Annotated in this window: 17 protein-coding genes; 5 read left to right on the top strand and 12 right to left on the bottom strand. The window is 69.7% G+C overall.

Annotated elements, in window-relative coordinates; all coding sequences use genetic code 11:
• Window positions 1-53: 53 nt before the first annotated feature.
• Together edd and VHA72_RS06045 are read left to right on the top strand one after the other, a co-directional pair.
• Window positions 54-1898, top strand: a complete 1845-nt coding sequence (edd, locus tag VHA72_RS06050; protein ID WP_325573543.1) for a phosphogluconate dehydratase — start codon at window positions 54-56, stop codon at window positions 1896-1898.
• Window positions 1891-2517 (top strand): bifunctional 4-hydroxy-2-oxoglutarate aldolase/2-dehydro-3-deoxy-phosphogluconate aldolase, encoded by a 627-nt coding sequence (locus tag VHA72_RS06045; RefSeq protein WP_325573542.1) that lies wholly within the window; start codon window positions 1891-1893, stop codon window positions 2515-2517. The genes edd and VHA72_RS06045 overlap by 8 nt, the downstream gene beginning before the upstream one ends.
• A 92-nt stretch (window positions 2518-2609) precedes the next feature.
• On the opposite strand, the gene VHA72_RS06040 is transcribed toward VHA72_RS06045, so the two are convergent.
• The 12 genes from VHA72_RS06040 to VHA72_RS05980 form a co-directional block, all read right to left on the bottom strand.
• Entirely contained in the window at window positions 2610-3167 is a 558-nt protein-coding gene (locus tag VHA72_RS06040) for a DNA-3-methyladenine glycosylase I (protein WP_325573541.1), read from the bottom strand.
• Between the two features lie 103 nt (window positions 3168-3270).
• Entirely contained in the window at window positions 3271-3765 is a 495-nt protein-coding gene (locus tag VHA72_RS06035; RefSeq protein WP_325573540.1) for a hypothetical protein, read from the bottom strand.
• On the bottom strand, window positions 3762-4319 hold the full coding sequence (locus VHA72_RS06030) for an Rv1363c family protein (RefSeq protein WP_325573539.1): 558 nt from the start codon (window positions 4317-4319) through the stop codon (window positions 3762-3764). Before VHA72_RS06030 ends, VHA72_RS06035 begins: the two co-directional genes overlap by 4 nt.
• On the bottom strand, window positions 4316-5482 hold the full coding sequence (locus tag VHA72_RS06025; protein ID WP_325573538.1) for an MlaD family protein: 1167 nt from the start codon (window positions 5480-5482) through the stop codon (window positions 4316-4318). The genes VHA72_RS06030 and VHA72_RS06025 overlap by 4 nt, the downstream gene beginning before the upstream one ends.
• 3 nt (window positions 5483-5485) lie before the next feature.
• Complete coding sequence (locus VHA72_RS06020; RefSeq protein WP_325573537.1) at window positions 5486-6865, bottom strand: MCE family protein; 1380 nt, start codon at window positions 6863-6865, stop codon at window positions 5486-5488.
• Window positions 6862-7908: an MCE family protein gene (locus VHA72_RS06015; protein WP_325573536.1), complete on the bottom strand. Its 1047-nt coding sequence runs from the start codon at window positions 7906-7908 to the stop codon at window positions 6862-6864. The genes VHA72_RS06020 and VHA72_RS06015 overlap by 4 nt, the downstream gene beginning before the upstream one ends.
• On the bottom strand, window positions 7905-8918 hold the full coding sequence (locus VHA72_RS06010) for an MCE family protein (RefSeq protein ID WP_325573535.1): 1014 nt from the start codon (window positions 8916-8918) through the stop codon (window positions 7905-7907). The genes VHA72_RS06015 and VHA72_RS06010 overlap by 4 nt, the downstream gene beginning before the upstream one ends.
• Window positions 8918-9922 (bottom strand): MCE family protein, encoded by a 1005-nt coding sequence (locus tag VHA72_RS06005; RefSeq protein WP_325573534.1) that lies wholly within the window; start codon window positions 9920-9922, stop codon window positions 8918-8920. The genes VHA72_RS06010 and VHA72_RS06005 overlap by 1 nt, the downstream gene beginning before the upstream one ends.
• Complete coding sequence (locus tag VHA72_RS06000) at window positions 9919-11346, bottom strand: MCE family protein (RefSeq protein WP_325573533.1); 1428 nt, start codon at window positions 11344-11346, stop codon at window positions 9919-9921. The genes VHA72_RS06005 and VHA72_RS06000 overlap by 4 nt, the downstream gene beginning before the upstream one ends.
• Complete coding sequence (locus VHA72_RS05995) at window positions 11343-12182, bottom strand: MlaE family ABC transporter permease (RefSeq protein WP_325573532.1); 840 nt, start codon at window positions 12180-12182, stop codon at window positions 11343-11345. Before VHA72_RS05995 ends, VHA72_RS06000 begins: the two co-directional genes overlap by 4 nt.
• Window positions 12182-13954 carry an ABC transporter permease gene (locus VHA72_RS16545; protein WP_524538571.1) on the bottom strand — a complete coding sequence of 591 codons (1773 nt, stop codon included), beginning with the start codon at window positions 13952-13954 and terminating at the stop codon, window positions 12182-12184. The genes VHA72_RS05995 and VHA72_RS16545 overlap by 1 nt, the downstream gene beginning before the upstream one ends.
• A 337-nt stretch (window positions 13955-14291) precedes the next feature.
• Window positions 14292-15509: an HNH endonuclease signature motif containing protein gene (locus VHA72_RS05980; protein WP_325573531.1), complete on the bottom strand. Its 1218-nt coding sequence runs from the start codon at window positions 15507-15509 to the stop codon at window positions 14292-14294.
• A 427-nt stretch (window positions 15510-15936) separates the two neighbouring features.
• On the opposite strand from VHA72_RS05980, the gene VHA72_RS05975 reads away from it, so the two are divergent.
• From VHA72_RS05975 to VHA72_RS05965, 3 genes are all read left to right on the top strand, one after another.
• Window positions 15937-17124 (top strand): helix-turn-helix domain-containing protein, encoded by a 1188-nt coding sequence (locus VHA72_RS05975; protein ID WP_325573530.1) that lies wholly within the window; start codon window positions 15937-15939, stop codon window positions 17122-17124.
• A 45-nt stretch (window positions 17125-17169) separates the two neighbouring features.
• The gene (locus VHA72_RS05970) at window positions 17170-18741 is read left to right on the top strand and encodes an Ig-like domain repeat protein (protein ID WP_325573529.1); all 1572 of its coding nucleotides are present in this window, start codon (window positions 17170-17172) and stop codon (window positions 18739-18741) included.
• 79 nt (window positions 18742-18820) lie between these two features.
• The coding region (locus VHA72_RS05965) for a hypothetical protein (RefSeq protein ID WP_325573528.1) at window positions 18821-20332 on the top strand (1512 nt) is incomplete at its 3' end.

The following is a 20332-nucleotide window of genomic DNA, read 5'->3' as shown; positions in this document are numbered from 1 at the left end:
ACCGCGTCGTTCACGCTCATCGAGCGGGACGGCCGATCCTGGCAGGAGTCCTGATGAACCCCACCGTTGCCGCCGTCACCGACCGGTTGGCGGAGCGCTCCGCCGACACGCGCGCGGCGTACCTCGCCCGCATCCGCGCCGCCGCCCAGGCCGGCCCCGCCCGCGGGCGGCTCGGCTGCGCCAACCTGGCGCACGGTTTCGCCGCCGCGGCGCCGGAGGACAAGTCCGGCCTCAAGGTGGTGGCGCCCGACGCCAAGCCGAACGTGGCGATCGTGACCGCCTACAACGACATGCTCTCCGCGCACGCGCCGTACGCCGACTACCCGCCGGTGCTCAAGAAGGCGGTCGCCCGCGCCGGCGGCATCGCCCAGGTTGCCGGCGGCGTGCCGGCGATGTGCGACGGCATCACCCAGGGCCGGGCCGGGATGGAGCTCTCGCTGTTCTCCCGCGACGTGATCGCGATGTCGGCGGCGATCGCGCTCTCCCACGAGATGTTCGACGGGGCGCTGATGCTCGGCGTGTGCGACAAGATCGTGCCCGGTCTGCTCATCGGGGCGCTGTCGTTCGGGCACCTGCCGACCGTGTTCGTGCCGGCCGGGCCGATGCGGTCGGGGCTGCCGAACAAGGAGAAGGCGCGGATCCGGCAGCTGCACGCCGAGGGCAAGATCGGCCGCGAGGAGCTGCTCGAGGCCGAGGCGGCGTCCTACCACTCGCGCGGGACCTGCACGTTCTACGGCACCGCGAACTCCAACCAGCTGCTGATGGAGGTGCTTGGGCTGCACCTGCCGGGCGCCTCCTTCACCAACCCGGACACGTCGCTGCGCGACGGGCTGACCGAGGCGGCGGCCGAGCGCGTCACCGCGCTGGCGCGCCAGGGCGCCCCGGGGATCGGCGAGCTCGTCGACGAGTTGGCGATCGTCAACGCGTGCGTCGCGCTGCTCGCCTCCGGCGGCTCCACCAACCACACCCTGCACCTGGTCGCCATCGCCCGCGCGGCCGGCATCCAGCTGACCTGGGACGACCTGTCCGACCTGTCGGCGGTGGTGCCGCTGCTGGCGCGGGTCTACCCCAACGGCTCCGCGGACGTGAACCACTTCCACGCAGCCGGCGGGATCGCGTTCCTGATCCGCACCCTGCTCTCGGCCGGGCTGCTGCACGAGGACGTGCAGACGATCATGGGCCGCGGCCTCTCGGCGTACTGCGCCGAGCCGGTGCTCGGCCCGGACGGCACCGTCTCCTGGTCGGAGGGCCCGGAGAAGTCGTACGACGAGGAGGTGCTGCGGTCGGTCACGGACCCGTTCTCGGTCGACGGCGGCCTGCGGGTGCTGCGCGGCGAGCTCGGCACCGCCGTCATCAAGACCTCCGCGGTCGCACCCGAGCACCAGGTGGTGAGCGCGCCGGCGATGGTCTTCGACGACCAGGCCGACTTCCTGCAGGCCTTCAGCGACGGCGTGTGCGAGCGAGATCTGGTCGCGGTCATCCGCTACCAGGGCCCGGCCGCCAACGGCATGCCCGAACTGCACAAGCTCACCCCGGCGCTCGGCGTGCTGCAGGACCGTGGCTATCGGGTCGCGATCGTGACCGACGGCCGGATGTCGGGGGCCTCGGGCAAGGTTCCGGCCGCCATCCACGTGACGCCGGAGGCCGCGCTCGGGGGCCCGCTGGCGCGCGTGCAGGATGGTGACGTGATCACCGTCGACGCCGTCAGCGGCCGGCTCTCGATCGACGTCGAGGCCGAGGAGTTCGCCCGTCGTCCGGCGACCGGCAGCGCGCCCGTGGACGTGACGGGGACCGGCCGCGAACTGTTCGCGTCGTTCCGCGCCTCGGTCGGCTCTGCCGACACCGGCGCCTCGGTCTTCCCGCTGCTCACTCCCGCCCCGGAGGCAACCCTTGTCTGAGTCGTCCACGTCGCTGCTCTCCCTCTCCCCCGTCGTCCCGGTCGTCGTGGTCGACTCGGCCGAGCAGGGCGTCTCGGTCGCCCGTGCCCTGGTCGCCGGTGGGGTCGGCGTCATCGAGCTGACCCTGCGCACCCCGGCCGCGCTGGACGCCATCCGCGCCATCGCCGCCGAGGTTCCCGAGATCACCGTCGGCGCCGGCACCGTGACCACGCCGGCTCGGGCCGCCGAGGCGGCCGCGGCGGGGGCGTCGTTCCTGGTCTCGCCGGGTCTCACGCCGGCGCTGCTGGCCGGGATGGAGGACACCGGGCTGCCGTTCCTGCCCGGGACCGCGACGGTCTCCGAGGTGCTCACCGTGCTCGAGGCCGGTCACACCGAGATGAAGTTCTTCCCCGCCGAGGCCTCCGGCGGCGTCACCTACCTCGGCGCCCTGCCGACGGTCGTGCCGGACGCGCGGTTCTGCCCGACCGGCGGCATCAGTCTCGCCTCGGCGCCGTCGTACCTCTCGCTGGCCAACGTGGGCTGCGTCGGCGGCTCCTGGCTGACCCCCCCAGACGCGCTCGCCGCCGGCGACTGGGAGCGGATCACCAAGCTGGCCGCCGAGGCCGCCGCGCTGGGCTGACCGCCGTTGGTTCGTCGAGGTAGGCACCGTCACTTCCCCAGCGGAGTTCCGCGCTGAGCCCCCGAGCCCGCCCTGCATACCTCGATGAGCATTCAGGCCGCGCGGAAGCAACCGGGCAGGTGCGGGTCGAAGATGCCGACGGCCTGCATCAGCGCGTACATCGTGGTTGGGCCGACGAAGACGAACCCGCGCCTCTTCAGCTCCTTGGAGAGCGCCCGGGACTCCGCCGAGACCGTCGCGGTGTGATCCGTGGCGGCGCCGTCGGGAGCGAACGAGAGCACCAGCTGCTCCAGGCCACCGGACTCGCGCAGCGCGACGGTGGCCCGAGCGTTGGTGATCGCCGCGGCGATCTTGAGCCGATTGCGCACGATCCCGGCGTCCTGCATCAGGCGGGCGTGGTCGTCGTCGGTGAACGCGGCGATGGCGTCGGCGTCGAAGTCGCAGAACGCCCGCCGGAACGCCGGCCGCTTGGCCAGGATCGTCGACCACGACAGCCCGGACTGGAACGCCTCCAGCGTCAGCCGCTCCAGGTACGCCGACTCGCCGCTGACCCGCACCCCCCACTCGGTGTCGTGGTAGTCCCGCATCGGGCCCGGGCCGCCGGCCCAGCCACACCGCGCGACGCCGTCCTCCCCCAGCACTGCCTCCATGGCTGCCATCCTGCCGGAGACCACCGACAGTTCGGATAGTCCGGGGCGTAGATCAGGGTCCACTGGCGGGTCACCCGTGATGTGCGCCCCGGGCCATCTCCGGTCAGAGCGGCTTGAGTCCGGTGATACGCCAGCTGCCGCCGACCTTGGCCGCGTCGACCTGCAGTTGCGCCGCCGAGACGCTGGCCTGCTTGTCGGTGGCCCGTTGCGAGGACTGGTCGAGGAAGACCAGCAGGGTGGCGGTCGAGTCGGTCAGGGTCTTGACCGCGGCACTCTGCACCTCGGCGGTGAGCACGAGCTGCTGGCCCGGCGCCTTCTGCTGCAGTGTGGTGAACAGCGTGTCGTACTGCTTGCGGGCATCGCCGGCCAGCAGTTTCGCCGCGGCCTGCTGTGTCGGCGTCGGGTCGGCGTAGTCGTAGCTCAGCACCTTCACCAGGGCCTGCGAGACCTGCGACTGCACCTGCGAGGTCGCGGTCGCGTCCACCAGCGCGTGGTTGCGGGTCGCGTCGGTGTCGCGCAGCTGGTGGTCGCGCACGAAGCCGAACGCACCGACCGCGAGCAGCACCACCGCCGCCGTCATCGCCAGCCATCGCATCATGAGATGTCCACCGCCACCTGCTGCAGGTTCTCCACCAGCCACTTCCCGTGTACGTCGACCAGGTCCGCGCTGAACCTGTTGCGCTTGACCGTCGGCGTCGCGTCGGCCTTCGTGTCGTCCTGGACGGTGACCTCGACCGAGGCGACCACGGTCGCGGAGTCCCCGTCGAGGGAGAACACCGCCGCGTCCACCACCTTGCCGGTGGAGACCTTCTTCTGGTCGGCCAGCAGCTTGCGCTCGTCGGAGCTCACCTGGGTGACCTGGTCGTGCAGCGTGCCGGTGGTGACCGCCGCCCACTTCGCCAGGCCGGCGTCGACGTGCCGGTAGTCCAGGCTGTTGAGCGTCTCGATGTGCGAGGTCGCGGCGATCAGGACGGCGTCGCGCGTCTTGGCCAACGCGATCGAGTCGTCATGCGCCGCGCGCGACCAGCTGAACAGTCCGGCTGCCGCCACGACCAGTGCGATCAGGAGAACGGCAAGCGGCCAGAGCCGTCGTACGCCGCGGGGCCGCTCCTCGGCGGCCTCCGCCAATCTCTCCTCCACCTCGGCGCTCACTGGTCGCCGCCGAGCAGGTCGGCGAGCGAGCCGGGGACCGAGATGCGGGCGGTGGCCGGCGACTTGCCGCTGCCGAGGCTGGCGGGGCCGAGCACGTCACTCCCCGAGGACGGGGAGGCGGTGCAGCCGGCCGACAGATTGAGCGGCTTGCCTGCGGAGGTGTCGGTGCCGGAGCGCATGGTGGTGCCACCGTAGCCCTGTGTGCAGGGCAGCGGGTCGAAGAACGTCGGGATCAGGCCCATGTTCATGCCCTTGGAGCCGTTGACCGCCCATCCGATGCTGACCGCCTCGGGGACCCGGACCAGGGTGTCCTGCAACCCGTCGGCGTTCGTGCCGAAGACCTCCGCGGTGGTGACCAGGTTGCCCATCAGGGTGCCGAGCGGCTTGCCCACCTGGTCGATCAGCTGGCCGATCTGGCGCGCGGCCGCCGGCGAGTTGTCGATCAGCTTGCGCAGGTCGCCGTCGGAGCTCTTCATCGTCTTGGCGAACAGGTCCAGGTCGGTGCTGTAGCTCTTGATGTCGGCCGCCGCCTCCTCCTGGGTCTGCAGCACCGTCGCCGAGTCGTGGATCAGTGCCTGGCTGACCAGCCAGTTGTCGTTGGCTTGCTGCTGGAACTGCTGCGAGGTGCTGATCAGCCGACGCAGATCCCCGGAGACGCCCTGGGAGAGGTCGTAGCTCTCGTCGATGACCGTCTTGAGGTCGTCGGTGGGCACCGAGGCGGTGAAGTCGGTGGCGTCCTGCAGCAGCCCGGACAGGTCCGGCGGCAACGTCGCGGAGGCCGCCTCCACCCGGTCGCCGCCGCGCAGGTGAGTCGAGCCGGGCGCGGGCCCGGCCAGCTCCAGATACTGTTCGCCGATGGTGGAGCGGTCGGCGACGCTGACGGTGGGGTGGGCCGGGATCGGTGGCGCGCCGGAGTCGATCCGCACGGCGACCTCGACGCCGGAGGCGGTCGGCTTCAGCGCCTCGATCCGCCCGACGGGTACGCCGCGGTAGGTCACCTCGCCGTTCTTGAACAGGCCGCCCGCGTCCGGGAGGACGACGGTGACCTGGTAGCCGGAACTGACCAGGGTGATGCCGGCGTATCGCGCTCCCAGGTAGGCCATCGCGACCAGCGCGACGACCACGAAGGCGATCAGCTTGACCCGGATGGAGGTGGTGAGCATCCGTCACTCCCCTTCCGGCGTGGCGGTGGCCGACTCGGCGGAGGACGAGCGGCTCGGTGGCTGGGTCGGGGTGTCCGACCCCGACGGCGAGTGGGCGCCCGACGACGGCGAGGTGGCCGAGGACGCTCCCAACGTGACACCCGCCGTCGGGGCCGAAGTCGGTGACGGACTCTTCGACGAAGTCGCGGACGGAGTCGTGGTCGGTTGTGGCAGGATGCTCGGGCCCGGCACTGCCGAGGTGGACACGCCCGGCAGCGGTGTGTCCGTGGGTGGCAGCAGGGTCGGCGGTGCATCGGTGACAGAGGCGGCAAGAGGGAGGGTGCCAGTTCTGGCCGAGGCAGCCGCCGACCCGCCACCCACCTGGGGCCATGCACAGCCCTCTCCCGCACATTCAGCCGGCAGCGTGCGGAAGTTGGTGGTCATGAAGACGTTCAGATAGTCACCCTTGATCGCACCCAGGACGGAGTCGGGGAACGGGTACGTCAGCAGGATCTGCAGGGAGTTCGGCAGATCCGCGCCCGCCTTGGCGAGCTGCGTCAGGATCGGATCGAGCGTCTTGAAGTCGGCAACCATGTCCTTCTGGGACTTGTCGAGCGTTGAGACGGTGACGTCGGACAGCTTGTCCAGCGCCTTGAGCATGGTGACGAGCTGGGGACGTTGCTCGGCGAGCACCTTCATGCCAGGGCTCAGGCCGTCGAGCGCATGCGCGATCTCGTCGTCGTCGCCCTTGAGGGTGGTGGAGAGCCGGTCGAGTCCGTCGAGCGCAGAGGTGATCGCGTCCTTGCGATCGTTGAGCCCGGAGACGAACCGGTCGATCTGGGTGAGGAAGTCGCGGATCTGGTCGGTGCGGCCGTCGCCGACCTTCTGCAGCTCGCGCGAGATCTCCTGGAACTGCCCGATGCCACCGCCGTTGAGGACCAGCGACAGCGCACCGAGCACCTGCTCGACGTCCACGGCCTCGGACGTCGAGGACAGCGGCAGCTTGTCGCCGCTCTTGAGCCGCGGCCCGGCCTGCACGGTCGTCGGTGGCACCAGGGCGACGTACTTCTCCCCGAGCAGCGAGGTCTGCTCGAGGCGTGCGGTGGTGCCGGCGGGCAGGTCCGCGGACCGATTCACCTCGAGGGTGACCCGGGCGCTGTGGCCGTCGGGCTCGAGGGTGATGTGCGAGACCCGGCCGACGGCGACGTCGTCGAGCTTGACGCTGGACTGCGGCACCAGGTCGAGTACGTCGGCGAAGTCCGCGGTCAGCGTGATCGGGTTCGACCCGAGCTTGGCGCCGCCGGGGAGGTTGGCGTTGTACACCCAGCCGCCCATCGAGCAGCCGGACAGGGCGAGGGTCAGGGCCGCGGCGGCGACGCCGCCGGCCATCAGCCGCCGCTTCACTTGTCACCTCCCACGCCGGGGAGCAGGGTCGGCGGCGCGTCGGTGGAGGTGCGCGCCGAGAGGCCGTCCTTGGACCACAGCGAGAGCTCGTTGAGGTCGCCGCGGCCCTCGATGGTGTTGGAGTTGACGTCGTAGGCGGACAGGAAGTCCTGCAGCGCCAGCGGCATGGTCCGCACCGCCTCCTTGAGCGACTTCTTCTCCTTGACCAGCACCTGGGTGGGGCCGACCAGCTTCTGCACGCTGGTCTTGAGCTGGTCGCGGTTGTCGTTGATGAAGTCATCGAGGTCGGCCATCGCGTCGCCTAGGTTGGCGACCGCGGCGGCCATGTCGTCGCGGTCGTCGGCGAGGTACTGGGTGACCTGGGCGAACTGGCGGTTGATCCCGGCCACGCTGGTGTTGTGGTCGGCCAGGGTCTTGTTGATCGCCTCGAGGTTGCCGATGGTGGCGAACAGGTCGTCCCCGGAGTCGGCGAGCGTGCCGGTCGCCTTCCCGAACTCGCCGATCATGGTGTTGATGTCCTTGCCGTTGCCCTGCAGGTTGGCGGCCGCGACCTGCAGCAGCCGGGAGAGCGCGCCGTTCTTGTTGGCGCCGTCCGGCCCGAGGTCCTTCATGATGCTGTCGAGGCTGTTGTAGAGCTGGTCGATCTCGACCGGGGTCGCCGTCTGGCTGATGGTGGCGCCGTCGCGCAGCTTCGCCCCGGAGGTGTACGGCTTGGTCAGCTGCACGTAGCGGTCGCTGACCAGGGTGGGGGCGACGATCACCGCGCCGGTGTCGGCCGCGACCGAGCGGCCCCGGTCGAGCCGCATCGTGACCCGCACCTTCGAGCCCTCCGGCTTGACCGCGGTGACCGAACCGACGGAGACACCGAGCACCTCGACGTCCGAGCCCTTGTAGAGACCGACGGTGGTGTCGAAGAGGGCGCTGAACGTCGTTCCACCACCACGGAGCAGTCGGAAGCCGGTCAGGCCGGCGACGAGGAGGACCGCGACGGCCCCCACGACGACCAGACTGCGCAGGCGGTTGCGTCCGCTGGAGGCACTCACTTCGCACCTCCCGGGTGGCAGTTGCGGACCACGTCGTTGTCGAGCACCGGCGCGTCCTGATCGTCGAAGAGGCCGCAGACGTAGGCGTCGACCCAGTGGCCGTTGCCCATCGCGGAGGTGAGCAGGCGGTAGTAGGGCCCGAGCTTCTTCACCGCGGAGTCGAGGTTGTCCTGGTTCTGCTGGAGGATCTCGGAGACCTTGTCCAGCTTCTGCAGGGCCGGGGTGAGCTGGGCCTGGTTGTCCTTGATCAGGCCCTCGACCTCGGTGCCGAGCTTCGCGGTGCCCTGGAGCATCTCCTGCACCGCCTGACGGCGCGCCGCCAGCTCGCTCATCAAGGCGTTGCCGTCGTCGACGATCTTGGCCAGCTCGTCGTCGCGGGTGGCGATCGTCTTGGAGACCGAGGTGGTCTTCTGGAACAGCTGCGCCAGCTGGGTGTCACGGCTGGAGATCGTCTTCGACAGCGCGGTCAGGCCGCTGACCATCGAGCGCACCGCGGCCGGGGTGTCCTGGAACGCCTGGGTCAGGGTGTCCAGGCTCTTCTCCAGCTGGCCGGTGTCGATCTGCCCAAGGTCGGTGGACAGGTCGGAGAGCGCCGCGTTCACGTCGTACGGCGTGGTCGTGCGGCTGACCGGGATCGGGCCGCTCAGCGGCTTCGTGCCGGCCGGGTCGAGGGCGAGGTACTTACGGCCGAGCAGCGTCTTCACGTCGACCGCGGCGCTGGTCTGGTCGCCGAGCCTGACGCCCTTGACCCGGAAGGAGACCAGCACCCGGTCGCCGACCAGGTCGATGTCGGTCACCTTGCCGACCTTGACGCCCGCGACCCGGACCTCGTTGCCGGTCTTGAGGCCGCCGGCCTCGGCGAAGTACGCCTTCTGGATCTTGCCCCCGCCGATGACCGGCAGCGCGTCCGCCTCGAAGGTGACGAAGAAGGCGAGGGCCAGCACGAGCAGGCCGATGATCGCGATGACGACCTTGTTCCGCTCTGCGAAGGAGGTGGGATAGCGCTTCATCAGCTGCACCTCGTCGCGACCGGGTTGGCACCGAGGTCACCCATGTAGCCCTCCGGAAGCGGGATCTTGCCCTGGATGGAGCAGAGGTAGAAGTTGAGCCAGGAGCCGTAGCTGGCGGTGCGGCCGATGGCGTCCAGCTTGGTCGGCAGCGTCTTGAGGAAGCTGTCGAACGTGTCGCCGTCGGAGAGGTTGCCCGACAGCTTGCCCAGTGAGGCGATGTCCTGCTTGAGCGGCTTGCGGCTGTCGCCGAGCAGGTCGGCGACGCTGCTGGTCAGCTTGCCCAGGCCGTCGATCGTGTCCCCGATCGTGCTGCGGTCCTGGGCCAGGCCGCTGACCAGCTGCTGCAAGGTGACCAGCGTGGTGTCCAGCTGGTCGGAGTGGTCGTCGACCACGCCGAGCACGTTGTTGAGGTTGGTGATCAGCTCGCCGATCACCTGGTCGCGGTCGGCCAGGGTGGAGGTCAGGCTGGCGGTGCTGGAGAGCAGGTCGTTGACCGTCGGCCCCTCGCCCTGGAAGACGGCGATGATCTCGCCGGAGAGCGTGTTGACGTCCTTCGGGTCGAGGAACTGGAACAGCGGCTGGAAGCCGTTGAACAGCAGCGTCAGGTCCAGCGCCGGCTTGGTCTGCGACAGCGAGAAGGTGTACCCCGCCGGCAGCGTCGGCCCCGGCGAGTCGGCCGGGTGGATGTCGACGTACCGCTGGCCGACCAGGTTGCGGAAGCGCAGCTCGGCGGTGGTGCCGCGCGTCATCGGCGCGTCCTTGGCGACGGTGAAGCTCACGTCGGCGACCTGGTTGTCCTTGAGGCTGATGCCGGTGACGGTGCCGACCTTCACCCCCGCCATCCGCACGTCGTCGCCCTTGTTGAGGCTGGTGGCGTCGGAGAACAGCGCGTGGTAGGTCCGCGAGGGCCCGCTCGCGCTGTTGCGGATCACCCCGGCGAGGGTGACCGTGGCGAGCACGGTGACGAGGGTGAACAGCAGGCTCTTGACCAGGGTCTTCTTCACTTCAACGTCACCTCCGCTCCGCGCAGGAGGGGGCCGATGAGCAGGCTGCCCCAGTCCGGGTACGCCGAGGGGCTCAGCCCGACCGTCGGCGCAACCAGCTCGGCGATCATCTGGTTCTCGGCTGGCGAGTTCACCTGGCCCAGGCCGGTGGCGGCGCTGGTGACCTGCTGCTCCAGGGCGTCCGAGGGGGGCGCCGGGATCGTGGGCGGCTGGTCGTCGGCGGTCGTGGTGGTGGCGTGCCGCGCGGTGCCGGTGGGTGTACTCGTCGGGGTGCTGCTCGGCGTGCTCGTCGGGGCACTGCTCGGGGTGTCGGTGACGTCGGCCGGGTCGGTCGCGCTCGCGGCCGTCCGCGGCGCCGCCTTGGTGCCGCTCTGCCCGGTCTCGTAGGGGCAGCGCGGGCCGCCGCTGGCGCGCACCGGCTTGTCCTTGCCGGCGACGTACTTGCCGCGCGATGGCTCGACGTTGAGCACCACGTGCATGCCCGGCTCCTTGGTGCCCTTGCCGAGGGTCTTGTCCATCACCGGGACGTAGTCGGCGGTGGCCTTGAGCAGACAGGGGAACTCGCTGGCGTACGGCGCCACCGCGGCCAGCGCCTTACGGCTCTGCTTGGACAGCACCGTGATGGTCTGGGAGTTGTCGTTCATCCAGCCGGTGGTGGTGTCGCCGGCCGAGGTGACGGTGGCGAAGACCTGGCTCAGCTGGGTCTGCTGGCTGGCCAGGGTGGCCGAGGTGGTGGTCATGGTGTCGAGCGCGTTGAGCAGGTCGGGGACCGCGTCGGCGTACTCGTCTGCGACCTTGCCGAGCGCGGCGAAGTCGCTGGTCATCTGCGGCACCTCCGGGTTGATCTTGCGGAAGTACGCCGCCCAGGAGGCCATGTCGTCGCCGATGGCGTCGCCCTCGCCGCGCAGCATCGCGGCCAGCTCACCGAGGGTGGCCGCGAGCTTCTGCGGCTCGAGCGCCTGCAGCATCGGCAGCATGTGGTCGAAGACGTCCTGGAGCTGTACGGCCTCGTCGGAGGAGTCCTGCGCGATCGTCGCACCTGCGTGCAGGCCGCCGGGCGTGGCGCCGGTCGGGGCGACCAGATCGACGTACCGCTCACCGAAGAGGGTCTTGGGAAGCAGCAGGGCCGTGGTGGTGCTGGGCAGGTTCTTGGCGACCGAGGGGTCCAACGCGAGGGTCAGCCGGGCACCGTGGCCCGCCGGGACGATCTGCGTCACGGTGCCGACCGGGACGCCGTGGTACTTCACGTCCGACCCCTTCTCCAGGGCGTTGCCCATCGAGGTGGTGGTCAGCGTGATGTCGGTGCGGTGCGTGAAGGCCTTGTTGTAGACCAGCACCACCGCGGCGAGGAAGGCGACGATGACCACGACGTACCCGAGGCCGAGGGTGGCGTCGAGGGCGCGGGCGCGCGAGATGCGGCTCATCCGGCGATCCTCACGGTCGTGGTCGAGCCCCACATCGCCAGCGAGAGCAGCAGGTCCAGGATCGCGACGGTGACGATGGTGCGGCGCACCGAGCGACCGACCGCGACGCCGACCCCGGCCGGACCGCCGTGGGCCTGGTAGCCGATCCGGCAGTGGATCAGGATGGTGAGCACGGCGAAGATCAGCACCTTGATGAAGGACAGCAAGATGTCGACCGGCGGCAGGAACAGATGGAAGTAGTGGTCGTAGGTGCCCGCCGACTGGCCGCGGAAGTAGACGGTCACGATGCGCGAGCCGGCGTAGGAGGTGAGTAGGCCGATCACGTAGAGCGGGATGATCGCGATGAAGCCGGCGACCACGCGGGTGGTGACCAGGTAGGGGACCGCCGGGACGCCGATGACCCGCAGCGCGTCGATCTCCTCGCTGATCCGCATCGACCCGAGCTGGGCGGTGAAGCCGGCGCCGACGGTGGCCGACAGTGCCAGCGCTGCCACCAGCGGGGCGATCTCACGGGTGTTGAAGTACGCGGAGATAAAGCCGTTGAGGGTCGCGGTGCCGATCTGGTCGAGCGCGGCGTACCCCTGCATGCCCACGACCGTGCCGACGAACAGGCACATGCCGACCATCACGCCGATGGTGCCGCCGATGACCGCGAGCGCGCCCGAGCCGAAGCTGACCTCGGACAGCAGCGCCAGGATCTCCTTGCGGTAGTAGCGCACGGTGTGCGGGATCGCGCCGAGAACGCGGCCGTAGAACCGCAGGTCGTTGCCGGCCTGGACCAGGCCGTCGAGGGACCTGTCCCACCAGGGCCGCTTGAGCGGGCGTACGTCGGCCATCACGCCGCCTTCCCGGGCACGAGCTGCAGATAGAGCGTCGTGACCACGAAGTTGACGAAGAACAGCAGCAGGAACGTGATCACGACCGACTGGTTGACCGCCTCGCCGACGCCCTTCGGGCCGGGCCGGGTGTTGAGGCCGCGGTAGGCGGCGACCACGCCGGCGAGGAAGCCGAACATCGCCGCCTTGATCTCGCCCACCACCAGGTCGGAGAGCTGGGCGAGGGCGGTGAAGCTGGCCAGGTAGGCGCCCGGCGTACCGCCCTGGACGATGACGTTGAAGAAGTAGCCGCCCAGGACGCCGACGACGCTGACCAGCCCGTTGAGGAGTACGGCGGAGCCAACGCAGGCCCACACCCGCGGGACCACCAGCCGCTGCACCGGCGAGACGCCGATGACCTTCATGGCGTCGGTCTCCTCGCGAATGGTCCTGGCGCCGAGATCGGCGCAGATCGCCGCTCCGCCGGCGCCGGCGATGACCAGGGTGGTGACGATCGGGGCCGCCTGCTGGACGACGGCGAGCACGCTGGCCGCGCCGGTGAACGACTGCGCGCCGACCTGGACGGTGAGGGTGCCCAGCTGGAGCGCGATCACCGCGCCGAACGGGATCGCGACCAGCATGGCCGGGATCCAGGAGACGCTGGTGACGAACCAGAACTGCTCGAGCAGCTCCAGCCAGGCGAACGGCCGGCGAGCGGTGGCCCGGAGGCTGTCCAGGGCCAGCGCGAACATGTCGCCGACCTGGGTCAGCGCGCGGGTGACCGGGTCGCCTTGTCGGTAGCGAACCGCTCGGTCATGCTCCTCGTCGTCGGCGACGTACAACGGCGCCTGGCCGTGCTCGACACGGCTGGCGTGACGCTGTCCGCCGGCGCGGAGCAGCCCGCCGGAGGGGACGAGCTGACGGGGCAGCACCTCGATCGCGCGGGCGCCGGAACGAACCATCACATTGCCGTCCGGGTAGCCCCCACCGTGGTAGACCGGCTCGTCGATCTCCTCGATGAGGCTGTGGTCGACCTCCTCGCTCATCCCGATGGGGCCGATCGGGTCGCCGCTCATGAACTGCGAGACCACCGGGTGGTCGGTGAGCAGGAACTCCTCGCGCGGCCCGAACATCACCAGCCGGCGCCGGTAGAGCATGCCGAGGTTGTCGGGCAGGGTGCGAGCGAGCTCGATGTTGTGGGTGACGACCAGCATGGTGGCGTCGGTCTGCGCGTTGACGTCCAGCAGGAGCTGGGCGAGGTTGGCCGTGCGGACCGGGTCGAGGCCGGAGTCGGGCTCGTCGCACAGGATGATCTCGGGGTCGGTGACCAGCGAACGGGCCAGGCCGGCGCGCTTGCGCATGCCGCCCGACATCTCACCGGGCACCTTGTGCTCCTGACCGAGCAGCCCGACCATGTCGAGCTTGTCGAAGACGATCTGGCGGATCTCCTTCTCGGTCTTGTGGGTGTGGGCCCGCAGCGGGAAGGCGATGTTGTCGTAGACGCTCATCGAGCCGAACAGCGCGCCGTCCTGGAAGAGGACGCCGAAGCGCTTGCGCAGCTCGAGGCGGTGCGACTCCTTGGCCTTGACCATGTCGACGCCGTTGACCAGGCACTGGCCCTCCTCGGGGCGGATCAGGCCCATCAGCGATTTGAGGAAGACCGACTTTCCGGTGCCCGACGGACCGAGGAGCGCGGTGATCTCGCCCTCGGGGAGGGTGAGGGTCACGTCGCTCCAGATGTTCTGAGGACCGAAGCTCTTGCTGAGCCCGTGCACCTCGACGGTTCCGCCCATCACTGCCTCCCGCTGGGCGCGGCCTGACGCCGCGCGGTTGTCTGGGTGGCGCCGGGACCGTCCCCCGGATCCCGGCGCCGCTGCCGACGTTAGGTGTTACGGCCGTCACAACAGCCGTGGGTGAAGCCGGCGGCGATTCGCTGTTACTGTTTTGTTACCTTCATTTGGTCCCGGACTAATAACGGCATTCCGGAGGCTCAAGAGAGGCGTCCTGGGGCCCGGCCAGGTCGCGCTCCAGCCGCCTGGTCCGACCCGATGCGACGATCCCGTCGAGGCCGTCTCCCCGACGCTCGCGAACCCCCATGCAGCACCGTCGGGCCAGGCCGTGAGCGCCTCCTCACGTCCGCCGCACGATCCGGTATCGCCCGTCCGGTCGACGCTCGGGGTGGTACGCCGGGTCGTGGATGCGCTGGTGATGGTGGGCGCACAGCAGGACGCCGTTATCGACCGAGGTCACGCCGCCGTGGAGCCAGCGGTGCGGATGGTGCACGTCGCACCAGGGCGCCGGCACGTCGCAACCCTCGGCCCGGCAGGTGCGGTCGCGCAGCCGGATCGCCTTGCGCATCACCGGCGTGTGCAACCGGGAGGCGCGGCCGACGTCGAGGATCTCGCCGTGCCCGCCGAGCACGACCGGGATGACCGCCGCCGCGCAGGCCAGCCGCCGAGCCTCGGCTGCGGTGATCCGCTCGCCACCGAAGCCGAGCTCCGCGGTCGCCAGCTCCGCTCGCAGCTGGTCGAGGGTGACCGTCACGAACATCGTGGTGGCATCGCCGCCGTGCCACGGCAGGTCGGCCGGGTCGATCCGCTCGAGCAGGTCGCCCAGCGCCTGGCCGAGCAGCCGGTCGTAGCGCACCCGCCGACCGTCGGCGGCCAGCGCCTGCTTGCGCGGCTGCGCGAACGCCTCCAGGCACATCTTGAGTCGGGCGCCGACCGCGTCGGCCACCGTCCCGGTGATCCGGGTGGTGCCGTCGCCCTGCGGCGTGATCGAGAGCGAGGTGCGCTGCACGGCCGCCTGTTCCTCGGCTCGCAGCAGCAGCGCCTCGGCCGCCTCGGCGTCGTCCCGGCCCACCAGCGCCTGCAGGCGGCGACCCAGCAGCCGGAGCCGCCGCGGGTCGAGGCTCTTCGCCTCGGCCAGCATGAGCGCCTCGGCCTCGGCCCGCTGATCGGCGGTCAGCGCATCGGCGACATCGTCGAGGCAGCGCACGATCACATGCGCCTGCGCGAGCGTCAGCCGGCCCTCACGCAGCGCGAGCGCCACCTGGGGCCAGGTCTCGAGCGACCGGGCGAGCCGCACTTCGGCGCGGGCCACCGCTGCGTCGACCGGCACCGCGGCGGCGAACCAGGCGCCGGTGTCATGGGCGCCGTCGCGCACGGCCAGGTCCTGAGCCACACCGAGCACTCGCAGCCGCAGCTCCGCCACCTGAGCCTCCACCTCGACCAGGTCGCGCAGCAGATCCGCCTTGGCCTGAGCCGACAGATACAGCGGCTGTGCATCACGCACGCCGGCCAGCGCCGTACGGATGACGGCGACCGCCCCGCCCAACAGATCCGACACGTAAGACCTCCTCGCACGCAGCACTGCTTCACATGCGACGTGCGGAGGCCCCACGGGGCAATTACGTAACCGGTGCGTCTGGGTCACAGCTTCGACGGGCGACCCGCCACCTCGCTGGAGGACTTGCCCCGATCGTATACACGTTCGAATAGTCGCACAACGCGTTCTCCACAGGCATGTCATGTCTCAGGACATCGCACCTTCTCCACAGGCATCCCGGTCCCCGGCGAACACCACGCGACGGCGTCTCGGACCGGCCCGGCAAACCCCGATCTGGCGATTTGTTGTAACGGGCGTCACAACTTCCGGCCCTCGACCTCACAGGTTCCGCCGAATCCGTTGCTGCCCGCCTTGCCAGCGTGGCTTGATCCATTCGTCGCCCCGGATGGAGGAGGACAGCCTGTCGAGGCGACAGGGAGGGAGCGTCATGTCGACAACACTGCGGGGGTCGCGACACAACGGCGGCTCGGGATCTTTCCTTGGGTCCACACCGCTGACCAGCGAGCTGGTCAGCAACTTCATCACCGAGGTCGCCCATGCGGCCTCCGGAGGCGACACGTCGTTGACCCCGGTGGTCGACGTCGTAGCGGAGGCCGTCCAGGCCTTCCTCGAGGCCAACGGAGTGGCGCATGTCGCCGCCCGCAAGGTCGGTCGGCAGTTCCGTCGGCTCTGTGTCGCCGAGCTGCCGTCCGAGATCGACAGCGCGCGGCTGACTCGCGCGTTCGAGCGCGCGCAGTCGGCTGCCCTGGTCGCTGCCCGCCAGCACTTCGAACCACACCTCGACCACGATCGCCTGATCCAGGTGCTCGACCGGATCGTGGAGTACCTCCAGCTGCTCCACGATCACGCCGGCCATGGTCTCGCCGAGACCCACCGGCTGCGCGAACTGGCCAGCGAGCGCCAGCACGAGGAGCTGCGCCGTGCGCTCTTCCGCTCCGCGGAGCCGATCGACATCCTGGGGCGGCTGACCGGCCATGACCCGGAGGCGACGTACGTCGCCGTGATCGCCGTCGACGACGTACTCCCGAAGTCACTGCTGGAGGCGCCGGACACGATGGTCGGCAGTCGCCGCGAGGCCCTGGTCGCCCCTGAACTGCTGGAGGACCCTCAGGTCGTCGAGAGCCTCCAGCACCGTGTCGTCACCGGCCCGCCACTCCCCCTCGAGGCCGTCCCCGAGGCGGTGGAGATGGCCCGCCGCGCGGCCCGCCTGCTGCGATCCGGCGCCGCCAGCCACGAGGGTCCGGTGGTGCCCTGCGACGACCTGATCTGCCATCTGGCGGTCGGCGGCAGCCCGCTGCTCAACGAGCTCGCCGCGCGCAAGCACCTGGAGTCGTTCAACGAGCTGCGCACCTCGCAGGTACTCGACTACGCCGAGCTGCTGCTGCTCTGGCTGGAGCGCGGCCAGCCGCTGAACCACATCGCCAACAGCCTCAACCTCCCGCCGCAGACGGTGCATCACCGCTTCACCGTCCTGCGCCGGCTCTACGGCGAGCAGCTCGACGACCCGAACACGCGGCTCGAGCTCCTGCTCGCCCTGCGGCACGCGCTGCCTCGCTGGCGCGCCAACCGCAACGCGACCGTCCCCACCGCCCGCCGGCCTCGGCGGGATCCCTAGATCGCCTGGGCTTCACCCAGCGTCTCGAGAAGGAGAACAACCACGATGAGAACCCTCGCCCGACAAGGAGCCCTCGGCCTGACCGCCGGCGCGCTCGCCCTGGTGGGCCTGACCATTCCGGCGTACGCCGCAGGCGGCTCGGGCGCTGCCGATCTGGCCGGCACCGTGACGGCCTGGGGCGCGGATCCGCAGGCCACCCTGCCCGATCTGGGCAACGACGTGGTTTCGGTCGCGGCCGGCCACGGCGGCGACTACGACCTGGCTCTCCACGCGGACGGCACGGTGACCGGCTGGGGGGCTGACTCGACGCCCGCGGCGCTGCCGAGCAGCCTGAAGGACGCCAGCACGGCCGACGTGGTGCAGATCTCCGCCGGGCCGGCCTACGCCGTCGCTCTGAAGTCCGACGGCACGATCACGCAGTGGGGCGCCGGTGCGAGCGGTACGGCGCCCACACTCTCGGGGGTGACCCAGGTGCTCGCCGCGCCGCTGGCTGGCGTCGCGGTGAGCGGCGGCGAGGTGACGGAGTGGGGCTTGACCGCGTCGTTGGCCCCAGTCCCGAACGGGCTTTCCGATGTGGTCCAAGTGGCCTCGGAGACCACCTCGTTCTTGGCGCTGAAGTCGGACGGCACCATCGTGACCTGGGGGATGGCGACTTCCGATCCCGATGGCGACGCCGTCCCCGCAAGCCTCTCCGACATCCAGCACCACGTGACCGCGATCGCCGCGAGTGGCGCCACCAGCGCCGCGCTTCTCGACGACGGCACGGTCGTGACATGGAGCGCGGGCACGGCCACGACGGTGCCCTCCGCCCTCGACGGCAAGACCGTCGATGAGATCGACGTCAACGGGTCCATCGTCGCCCACACCACCGACGGCGAGATCGTCGACTGGGGTGGCGACGCCTCGACCCAGACCGTGCCCGACTCCCTCGCCGGCGCTCCGGTGGCGCAGGTGGTCAGCGGCTACACCGCCCACGACCTGGCCGTCGGCGCGGGGCGGCGCAGCACCGCGAACCCGGTCATCACCGGGACGCCGCAGGTCGGCCAGACGTTGCAGCTCACCCCGGCGACCTTCAACGTCGCTGCCGACGTGACCACCCAGTGGCTGGCCAACGGCGCCCCGATCAGCGGCGCCACCGGAACCAGCCTGCCGGTGACCGCCGACCTGGTGGGCAAGACCATCACCGTCACCCAGACGGCCACGGTCGGCACCGGCGATGACGCGCAGACCACCACGGCTACCTCGGCCGCCGTCGGCCCGGTGACCATTCCGGCCGCGCAGGTCACGAAGACCTCGGCGAGCATCGGCAAGCTGATCCTCAAGCCCCACAAGCTGGCCAAGCTCAAGAAGCTCCCCCTCGCCAAGCTCAAGAAGGCCAAGGCCGTCATCACCGTCACCACCACCGGCCACACCCCCACCGGCACCGTGACCATCACCCTCAAGAACAAGCACAAGAAGAAGTCCGTCACCGCCACCCTCACCAACGGCCACGCCACCCTCAAGCTCAAGAAGCTCGCCAAGGCCGCCAAGAAGGGCAAGAACAAGCTCACCCTCACCTACAGCGGCGACACCACCACCAACCCCACCACCAGCCACACCAAGCTCAAGCTCAAATGAGCCCAAGCTGACCCCACTGGTGTGGTGCCGACACACCACCCGGCACCGCACCAGCACCCATTTCCAAAGGAGAACCAACGTGAACCCGTTGACCCGCTGCGCCGCACCCGTGCTCGCGGCCGCACTCACCCTGGGCGCCGCTGCGATGCCTGCCCATGCCGAACCCGGTGTCCCCGTCGACCTGGCCGACGCCGGCAGCGTCACCATCTGGGGTGGCCAATATGACGCCAGTGCCCACGCGTACGACGCTGACCCCGCTGTAACTACCGTTCCTGACTCGCTTCGCAACAAGTCCGTAACCGCGGTAGCCGCAACCGACAACGCGACTCTTGCCGTCACGGCAGATGGTGAACTCACGGTGTGGGGCGACACTCGCTACAACAATGCCTACGACCTGGGCAAACTTCCTTCTGGGCTCAAACATGTCACGTCGGTCTGCGCGAACAATGATAATGCGCTTGCATTAAATTCGGACGGCACGGTAGTGGCGTGGGGCAACAGCAGCACCGGCATCACCCTCGTCCCACAAGACATCCAGGGGCATGTCACGCAGGTGGCCTGTGGCCAGTACATCGGCATGGCCCTGCTCGATAACGGTACGGTGACCGAGTGGGGAAACTACCTCACTGACCAAGACGCCCCGCCGGAAGGGCTGAATGACGTGGTATCAATCGCCGCGCCACAGAATTCCGACACTCTCGACCAACCGACGAACCCCTTCTTGGCAGTGAAACGTGACGGCTCCATCGTGTCGTGGGGGTCACTTTCACCAACTGCGGTTGAATCCCACTACGACTATGGCCAGTACGATATCCCGGACGAGGTTCTGAATGGCAACGTCGAGAAAGTCTACGAGGGTAACCTAATAAACGCTGCGCTCCTTACAACAGGTAAAGCTGTATTCTGGGGATACGCAGCTGACCAGGTACCCGATCAAGTGACGGACGCCAGCATCGCGGACATCGCAATGGGCGGCTACAATATGGCACTGACAACGGACGGCCATGTCTTTTCTTGGGGCCAGCAAGTTCCTGCCGTGGATGCGCTGATGAACGCCGTACCAGCATCGGTCCAAGGGAAGGCCACCGCCATCGCGGTGGCGGACGATCACGAGGTCGTGATCACGCCTGCATTCACTATCGCCACTGCTCCCATCATCGGCGGCACACCGACCGTCGGTCAGGCCCTGACTCTCGCCGACGCCACCTACGGTGGCGGTCAGGACCCCGACAATGTGACCACCCAGTGGCTGGCGAACGGCACCCCGATCGCCGGCGCCACCGGCACCAGCCTGCCGGTGACCGCCGATCTGGTGGGCAAGACCATCACCGTCACCCAGACCGCCACCCTCGGCACCGGCGACGACGCCCAGACCCTGACCGCGACCTCCGACCCGTTCGTCATCCCGGCGCCCCCGTCCGGAGGCAACTCCGGAAACACCAACCCGGGCGGAGCCGTCACGAAGACCTCGGCGAGCATCGGCAAGCTGATCCTCAAGCCCCACAAGCTGGCCAAGCTCAAGAAGCTCCCCCTCGCCAAGCTCAAGAAGGCCAAGGCCGTCATCACCGTCACCACCACCGGCCACACCCCC

It is taken from the genome of Nocardioides sp. (assembly GCF_035547795.1).
GTDB lineage: Bacteria > Actinomycetota > Actinomycetes > Propionibacteriales > Nocardioidaceae > Nocardioides.
This window is presented reverse-complemented; position numbering and strand designations above follow the sequence as displayed.

Excerpts from the sequence above, each read along its gene's own strand:
- edd (WP_325573543.1), top strand. The coding sequence starts at position 54 with ATGAACCCCACCGTTGCCGCCGTCACCGACCGGTTGGCGGAGCGCTCC.
- VHA72_RS06040 (WP_325573541.1), bottom strand. The coding sequence starts at position 3,167 with ATGGAGGCAGTGCTGGGGGAGGACGGCGTCGCGCGGTGTGGCTGGGCC.
- VHA72_RS06035 (WP_325573540.1), bottom strand. The coding sequence starts at position 3,765 with ATGATGCGATGGCTGGCGATGACGGCGGCGGTGGTGCTGCTCGCGGTC.
- VHA72_RS06025 (WP_325573538.1), bottom strand. The coding sequence starts at position 5,482 with ATGCTCACCACCTCCATCCGGGTCAAGCTGATCGCCTTCGTGGTCGTC.
- VHA72_RS06010 (WP_325573535.1), bottom strand. The coding sequence starts at position 8,918 with ATGAAGCGCTATCCCACCTCCTTCGCAGAGCGGAACAAGGTCGTCATC.
- VHA72_RS06000 (WP_325573533.1), bottom strand. The coding sequence starts at position 11,346 with ATGAGCCGCATCTCGCGCGCCCGCGCCCTCGACGCCACCCTCGGCCTC.
- VHA72_RS05995 (WP_325573532.1), bottom strand. The coding sequence starts at position 12,182 with ATGGCCGACGTACGCCCGCTCAAGCGGCCCTGGTGGGACAGGTCCCTC.
- VHA72_RS16545 (WP_524538571.1), bottom strand. The coding sequence starts at position 13,954 with ATGGGCGGAACCGTCGAGGTGCACGGGCTCAGCAAGAGCTTCGGTCCT.
- VHA72_RS05975 (WP_325573530.1), top strand. The coding sequence starts at position 15,937 with ATGTCGACAACACTGCGGGGGTCGCGACACAACGGCGGCTCGGGATCT.
- VHA72_RS05970 (WP_325573529.1), top strand. The coding sequence starts at position 17,170 with ATGAGAACCCTCGCCCGACAAGGAGCCCTCGGCCTGACCGCCGGCGCG.